Annotated in this window: 3 protein-coding genes; all 3 read right to left on the reverse strand. The window is 64.8% G+C overall.

What is annotated here, in order from left to right:
• Positions 1 to 116, reverse strand: a 116-nt coding sequence (locus AHiyo1_RS17390; RefSeq protein ID WP_148667639.1) for a glycerate kinase, incomplete at its 3' end; no start/stop codon positions are given.
• A 22-nt stretch (positions 117 to 138) separates the two neighbouring features.
• On the reverse strand, positions 139 to 1,917 hold the full coding sequence (gene gcl, locus AHiyo1_RS17395; protein ID WP_059389367.1) for a glyoxylate carboligase: 1,779 nt from the start codon (positions 1,915 to 1,917) through the stop codon (positions 139 to 141).
• Between the two features lie 132 nt (positions 1,918 to 2,049).
• Positions 2,050 to 2,589: NAD(P)-dependent oxidoreductase (locus AHiyo1_RS27100; RefSeq protein WP_253257422.1), on the reverse strand; the 540-nt coding region annotated here is incomplete at its 5' end.

Raw genomic sequence — 2,589 nt, forward strand, 5'->3', positions numbered from 1 at the left:
CTCGCCGCTGCGCGGCCAGCGGCAAAACCTGCCCGCAATCCGGCGCTCAAGCGGCTGGCGACCTCGGGAGCTGACAGCGATCCCTTGAACTTGTCCGGGGCTATGACCACACGCATTCCGTACCTCCTTCAGTACTTACTAGTCCAGCATCGAGATGATCGAAGTGGGGGCGTCCGCCCCGCGCTCGGCCAGATCTTCGAACTCGTTCACACCGTTGATTTCAACGCCCATGGAGATGTTGGTGACCTTTTCCAGGATCACTTCAACCACCACGGGAACCTTGAACTCGCCCATGAGCGCCTTGGCCTTGTCGAAGGCGGCAGGCAGGTCGGACGGGTTTTCCACGCGGATGGCCTTGCAGCCCAGGCCTTCGGCGACCTTGACGTGGTCCACGCCATAGCCGTTTGTTTCCGGGGAGTTGATGTTCTCGAACGCCAGGGACACGTTCTGTTCCATGTTGAAGCCGCGCTGCGATTGGCGGATCAGGCCCAGGTACGAGTTGTTCACCACAACGTGGATGTACGGCAGGTTGAACTGTGCGCCCACGGCCAGCTCTTCGATCATGAACTGGAAGTCGTAGTCACCGGACAGGGCAACAACGGTCTCGTCCGGCTTGCCGCGAACGACGCCGAGGGCGGCCGGGGCGGTCCAGCCCAGGGGGCCTGCCTGGCCGGCGTTGATCCACTTGCGCGGGCCGAACACGTGCAGCAGCTGCGCACCGGCGATCTGCGAAAGGCCGATGGTGGACACATACGTGGTGTCCTTGCCGAAGGCCTTGTTCATCTCTTCGTACACGCGCTGCGGCTTGATCGGCACGTTCTCGAAGTGGGTCTTGCGCTGCAGCGATCCCTTGCGGGCGGTGCACTGTGCGACCCAAGCGGAGTAGTCCGGCAGGGACTTGGCTGCCTGGCGCTCGCGTGCCAGCTCGATCAGCCCGTCCAGCGCCGCACCGGCGTCGGACGCGATACCGAAGTCGGGCGAGAACACGCGGCCGATCTGCGTGGGCTCGATGTCGATGTGCACGAACTTGCGGCCCGCGGTGTACATGTCCAGGCCGCCGGTGTGGCGGTTGGCCCAGCGGTTGCCGATGCCGATCACGAAGTCCGAGGCCAGCATGGTCTCGTTGCCGTAGCGGTGCGAGGTCTGCAGGCCCACCATGCCGGCCATCAGCACGTGGTCGTCCGGGATGGTGCCCCAGCCCATCAGGGTGGGGATGACCGGAACGTTCAGCAGTTCGGCCAGTTCAACCAGCTGCGCGGAGGCACCGGCGTTAATGATGCCGCCACCGGCGACGATCAGCGGGCGCTCAGCCGCGGTGAGCATGTCCAGCGCCTTTTCCAGCTGCTTCCGGCTGGCCTTCGGCTTTTCGACGACGATGGGCTCGTAGGCGTCGATGTCGAACTCGATCTCGGCCATCTGCACGTCGAACGGCAGGTCCAGCAGGACCGGCCCCGGACGGCCTGAGCGCATCAACTGGAAAGCCTTCTGGAAGGCGCCCGGAACCTGGCCCGGTTCCAGGATGGTCATGGCCATCTTGGTGACAGGCTTGGCGATGGACTCGATGTCCACGGCCTGGAAGTCTTCCTTGTGCAGCTTGGCAACGGGGGCCTGGCCGGTGATGCAGAGCATGGGGATGGAATCTGCCCAGGCTGCGTACAGGCCGGTGATCATGTCCGTTCCTGCAGGGCCCGAGGTGCCGATGCAGATACCGATGTTTCCGTCCGCCGCACGGGAGTAGCCGTCAGCCATGTGGCTGGCGCCTTCAACGTGGCGGGCCAGGGTGTGGCGGATGCCGCCGTGTGCCCGCATCGCGGAATAGAAGGGGTTGATTGCCGCGCCTGGCAGGCCGAACGCCTCGATGGCGCCTTCCTTTGCCAAGATGGCGACGGCTGCGTCTACAGTGCGCATCTTCGTCATGGTGTGCTCCTTGAAAAGTCTGTTTTTGCCCGCTTCGGGCGGATTTTTGGGTGTGTCTGGGGGAGCCGGCGTCGGAAATGCCCGACGCCGGCTGCTGGTTTTCGCTTGTTTCCGCCCTTTGGGGCGGGCGGCTTACTTGCGGCCGCTGAGCTGGATGACCTGCTTGAAGAGGCCGGAGTGGTCGAGTCCGCCGTCGCCCTGGTTGACAGTGGCGGCGACGAGCTGTGCGACGACGGCGCCGAGCGGGATTGCGACGTTGGCTTCGCGGGCTGCGGAGGTGACGATGCCGAGGTCCTTGTGGTGGAGGGCAAGGCGGAAGCCGGGGTCGAAGTTGCGGTCGAGCATCTTCTGGCCCTTCTGGTCGAGGACCTTGGAGCCGGCCAAGCCGCCGCCGAGGACTTTGAGGGCTGCGTCCGTGTCCACGCCGTAGGCCTCAAGGAAGGCGATAGCCTCGCCGAGGACCTCGATGTTGACGGCCACGATCAGCTGATTGGCTGCCTTGACGGTCTGGCCGGAGCCGGAGGGGCCGACGTGGACGATGGTCTTGCCGACGGCGTTGAGGACATCCTGTGCTGCTTCGAAGTCGTCTGCGTCGCCGCCGACCATGATGGAGAGGACGGCGTCGATGGCACCCTGTTCGCCACCTGAAACCGGGCGTCGAGCGGGCGGATG

The organism is Arthrobacter sp. Hiyo1, from assembly GCF_001263615.2.
Lineage (GTDB): Bacteria > Actinomycetota > Actinomycetes > Actinomycetales > Micrococcaceae > Arthrobacter.